Source organism: Chryseobacterium sp. VD8 (genome assembly GCF_037149975.1).
Taxonomy (GTDB): Bacteria; Bacteroidota; Bacteroidia; order Flavobacteriales; family Weeksellaceae; genus Chryseobacterium; species Chryseobacterium indicum.
The window spans coordinates 1-5278 of record NZ_JBBCQL010000278.1 but is presented as its reverse complement, the minus strand read 5'-3'; the positions used below and the strand labels follow the sequence as shown (position 1 = coordinate 5278).

2 protein-coding genes and 1 pseudogene are annotated in these 5278 nt (G+C 37.8%); all 3 read left to right on the top strand.

Features of this window, described 5'->3' with window-relative positions; all coding sequences use genetic code 11:
• Nucleotides 1–189 precede the first annotated feature (189 nt).
• On the top strand, nucleotides 190–3537 hold the full coding sequence (locus WFK35_RS20305; protein ID WP_336734263.1) for a methylmalonyl-CoA mutase family protein: 3348 nt from the start codon (nucleotides 190–192) through the stop codon (nucleotides 3535–3537).
• A 129-nt stretch (nucleotides 3538–3666) separates the two neighbouring features.
• Nucleotides 3667–4707 (top strand): hypothetical protein, encoded by a 1041-nt coding sequence (locus WFK35_RS20300; protein WP_336734261.1) that lies wholly within the window; start codon nucleotides 3667–3669, stop codon nucleotides 4705–4707.
• 108 nt (nucleotides 4708–4815) lie between these two features.
• Nucleotides 4816–5278 (top strand): annotated as a pseudogene (locus WFK35_RS20295) (tetratricopeptide repeat protein); the annotation flags it as partial.

Here is a 5278-nt window from a genome sequence, read left to right as displayed (position 1 = left end):
GAAAGATTTTCTGAGAAATCAGCGGCGTAACTTCTAAGCAGTTATCATTTCTAACAAATGTTAGTTTAAATGAAGTTCAAATAATTAATCAAATCAAATTAACTTAATAATTTACAATACATTAACATTAAACATAGGGTTTCTATTTTATTATTATATTTGGAAATTCAGAAATTTTCTAAATCTTTTATGGAAACCCAAAAATATACTCCAAAAAATAAAGTCAGAATCGTGACGGCTGCGTCGCTATTCGATGGTCATGATGCTGCGATTAATATTATGCGCCGTGTCATTCAGGGAACAGGATGCGAAGTTATCCACCTTGGTCACGACAAATCGGCAGAAGAAGTTGTAAATACTGCGATTCAGGAAGATGCAAATGCTATTGCCTTAACTTCTTATCAGGGCGGTCACAACGAATATTTCAAATACATCTATGATCTTTTAAGAGAAAAAAATTCGCCACAGATTAAAATTTTTGGCGGTGGCGGCGGTGTAATTCTGCCGGAAGAAATCGAAGATATTATGTCTTACGGAATCGACAGAATTTATTCTCCGGATGATGGCCGTGAACTTGGTTTGCAGGGAATGATTGATGATTTGGTTCAAAAATCAGATTTCGCAACAGGAAAAGATGTTGATGTAAAAGATCTGGATTCCATCAGTTTTGAAAATTCGACAAGCATTGCGAAAATCATTTCAGCAGTTGAAAATTTTTCAGAAGAAAAACCTGAGCTGGTAAAAGCAATTGACGAAAAATCAAAAGACTTACATATTCCGATTATCGGGATCACAGGAACCGGAGGAGCGGGAAAATCTTCTTTAACAGACGAATTGGTAAGACGTTTCCTGCGTTCAAACACCGATAAAAAAATTGCGATTATCTCCATCGACCCTTCGAAAAAGAAAACAGGAGGTGCACTTTTGGGGGACAGAATCCGCATGAACGCGATTAATGATCCGAGAGTTTATATGCGTTCGATGGCAACTAGAGAAAACAACGTTTCAGTTTCTCCATTCATTCATTCTGCATTAAATGTTTTGAAACTGGCACATCCTGATGTTATTATCCTTGAAACTTCAGGAATTGGGCAATCCGGATCGGAAGTGTCTGATTTTGCGGATGTTTCGATGTACGTAATGACTCCGGAATACGGAGCTTCCACACAGCTGGAAAAAATCGATATGTTGGATTATGCAGATTTGGTTGCTTTAAATAAATCTGACAAACGTGGCGCTCTTGACGCCCTTCAAGCAGTAAGAAAACAGTTCCAGAGAAACCATTTGCTGTGGGAACAGCCATTGGATGAAATGCCGGTTTATGCTACAAAGGCATCTCAGTTTAACGATCACGGAACAACAGAATTATACAACAGACTGGTTTCTAAAGTCAATGATAAATTTGCTGATTTAAATTTAAAAACATTTGTTGAACAGGAAGTTACCGACGAAGTAACAATTATTCCGCCAAAGAGAGTCCGTTATCTTTCCGAAATCGTTGAAAACAACAGACAATACGATGCGAATATTGAAAAGCAGGCTGAACTGGCAAGAAAAATGTATCATATTGAAGGCGTTAAAAACTTCCTTTCCAATGAAACTTTAGATGCTGAATATCAGAAAGCTGAAAAGGAACTTCAACAGGAAAACATCGACTTCCTTAAAACATGGGATGATACGAAAGAGGCTTTCAAAGCTGAATTTTATTCCTATTTCGTAAGAGGAAAAGAAATTAAGGTTGAAACCTCAACAGAATCTTTATCTCACCTAAGAATTCCGAAAATTGCATTACCAAAATACAATGACTGGGGCGATCTCATCAAATGGAAAGGTCAGGAAAATCTTCCGGGAAGTTTCCCTTACACTGCGGGAATCTATCCTTTCAAAAGAACCGGAGAAGATCCAACGAGAATGTTTGCCGGAGAAGGAGGCCCTGAAAGAACCAACAGAAGATTCCACTACGTTTCCGCAGAAATGCCTGCAAAACGTTTATCTACGGCTTTCGACTCGGTAACTCTTTACGGACAAGACCCAGCTTTACCGCCGGATATTTACGGTAAAATCGGAAATGCGGGCGTTTCTATCGCTACTTTGGATGATGCTAAAAAACTATATTCAGGTTTTGATCTGGTGAATGCATTAACTTCGGTTTCAATGACGATTAACGGACCTGCTCCGATGTTGTTGGCTTTCTTTATGAATGCAGCCATCGACCAGAATGTGGAGAAATATATTGTCGAGAATAAGCTTGAGGCTAAGGTTGAGGAAGTTTTAAAAGCAAAATTCGACGATAAAGGTTTAGCAAGACCAAAATACAACGGAGAATTGCCGCCTTCCAATAACGGTTTAGGTTTAAAACTACTGGGAATTACAGGAGATGAAGTCATTCCTGCCGATGTGTATGCTGAAATTAAAGCAAAAACCATCGCAACTGTTCGTGGAACCGTTCAGGCAGATATTTTAAAGGAAGATCAGGCGCAGAATACATGTATTTTCTCTACTGAATTTGCTTTGAGATTAATGGGCGACGTTCAGGAATATTTCATCAAAGAAAAAGTAAGAAACTTCTACTCTGTTTCCATTTCAGGATATCACATTGCGGAAGCAGGAGCCAATCCGGTATCTCAGTTAGCATTCACATTGGCAAACGGTTTCACGTATGTGGAATATTATCTGTCAAGAGGAATGGACATCAACGATTTTGCGCCAAATTTATCGTTCTTCTTCTCCAACGGAATCGATCCTGAATATTCAGTAATCGGACGTGTGGCAAGAAGAATCTGGGCAAAAGCAATGAAACTGAAATACGGAGCTGACGAAAGAAGCCAGATGCTGAAATACCACATCCAGACTTCGGGACGTTCGCTTCACGCGCAGGAAATTGACTTCAACGATATCAGAACAACTTTACAGGCGTTGTATGCAATTTATGACAACTGTAATTCATTGCACACCAATGCGTATGACGAGGCAATTACGACTCCAACTGAGCAATCCGTAAGAAGAGCGATGGCAATTCAGCTGATTATCAATAAAGAGTTAGGATTAGCGAAAAATGAAAATCCGCTACAAGGTTCATTTATCATTGAAGAATTAACGGATTTAGTAGAAGAAGCTGTGTATGCAGAATTCGATAGAATTACAGAAAGAGGTGGTGTTCTGGGTGCGATGGAAACCATGTATCAACGTTCAAAAATTCAGGAAGAATCAATGCATTACGAATGGCTGAAACACACCGGAGAATATCCGATTATCGGAGTGAACACGTTCTTAGGAAAAGACGGTTCGCCAACGGTTCGTCCGGGAGAAGTCATCCGTTCAACAGAGGAAGAAAAGCAGTTCCAGATTGAAATGCTTCACAACTTCCAGAAATCCAATGAAGATAAATCGGAAGCCGCTTTGAAAACCCTGCAACACGCTGCCATCAATCAGCAAAACTTATTCGAAGTGATGATGGATGCTGTGAAATACTGCTCTCTTGGACAAATTACCAATGCTTTGTTTGAAGTGGGTGGAAAGTACAGAAGAAATATGTAGCTTCGACTCCGCTCAGCTACCTTTTTACGATTTATAAATCAAACCTCAGAGAATTTTCTTTGAGGTTTTTATACTTTTATAGACTAATCATCCATTTAAACCGTTAGTAAAATAAAATAAACAACCATCATGAAAATATTTTTAAGAAAAAATGTACTATTTGTATTCCTATGTTTATCTGCCATTTTATTTGCCCAGAAGCGAACGGAAGATTTTACGATTACCCCGCCTTTTCAAAAAGCAGAGAAAAGCTATTATAAAACCATTACAATTATTGATGCCAGAATTGATACAACAGCCGTTGGAATTGTGCAGCAGGGCGCATTGAATGCAAAAGCCAGAGTGGTTCCTACGTCTCCCCTTTCTGATCAGTTTCAAAATGTTCTAAACAGCATAAACGGGGAAAATGCAGAAAACGGAAGTCTGGTTTTATATCTTAAACAATTGTATTTTGCTGAAGTCTCAAAAGCATTTACAGAATTTGGGTATTGTTATTTCCAGGGCTTTCTTTTTGCTAAAAATGATGACGGAACCTACTCTTTGCTCGAAAAAACAGATACCGTAACAGAGCATAAATCAGCCGATGTAACGAAAGAAATTTTAAGAAAAGGCAGTGAAATGCTGGGAGAATTTATTGCTAAAAATGCATCCAGAAAACCTAATACAACAGAGCGTTACACATGGGAACAGCTTAAAAATTTTGATGATGTCTATAAACAATCAATCAGCCTCTTCAATTCTTCTGAATTGAAAGACGGACTGTACAAGGATTATACTTCCCTGAAAAACCAGCAGCCTCAACAGGAAATCAGCAGCGTTAAATTTTACGGAAACCAACCCAAAATTCATAAAATATTTGAAACAGCAGACGGAAAAGAAAAAGAAATAAAGAAAGATGATGTGTATGCCCTTGTTTACAAAGGGGAATTGTATGTTTATCTTCCTATCGAAAATCTTTTCACGAAGGCAGAAAAAAGAGACAACGATTATTATTTCGTCGGAAAATTAAGATCCGGAAGTCCCAATATCGGAAATTTGAGTATCGGAATGTTTTTCGGTGTTGTGGGAGTCTTAATGACATCAAATCCTGCTTATCCTTTTGAACAGAAAATAGATTATCTTAACGGAGCATTTATTCCCGTTAAAGAAATTCTGTCGAAAAAATATTAACAGTAAATAAATTCAGGTAAAATTCTAATCTTAAATCTATATGAAATATTATCCTTCAAAATCTTGGAGGATTTTTTATATTTGAAGCAAATTAAATAAAAACATTCCATGAAAAAAATTCTTTTGCTGTTCGTTTTTTGGCAATCCTTTATTTTTGCTCAAAAGAACAATGAGTTATTGGTTTTAAGTGCAGTCGTTAAAGACAAAGTTATTCCCAATGCACAAATTATCTTCCAGAAAAACGGAGAAACTTCAGAAACGGTCAATACGGACGCTTCAGGAAAAGCCGTTATTCCTCCACAGTTTGTTGATGCCAACAATGAGATCACTTTAATCATCAAAAAAGAAGGCTATTCCACATTGGTTACAAAAGGTCCTTTTGGCGGTCTGACGTACGCTTTAAGTCCTGTTATGGAAGATCTGGACGGAATGAGAATTGTTTTAAGCTGGGGAAAATCTCCTTCTGATCTGGATTCGCATCTTTCCTATCCGAACAATCATATTTGCTATTATCACAAAGAAGGAACCAACGCCAATCTTGATGTAGACGATACAGACAGTTTTGGTCCTG

What these genes read in the sequence shown, in the direction of transcription:
- WFK35_RS20305 (WP_336734263.1), top strand. Translation starts at nt 190, where the DNA reads ATGGAAACCCAAAAATATACTCCAAAAAATAAAGTCAGAATCGTGACG.
- WFK35_RS20300 (WP_336734261.1), top strand. Translation starts at nt 3,667, where the DNA reads ATGAAAATATTTTTAAGAAAAAATGTACTATTTGTATTCCTATGTTTA.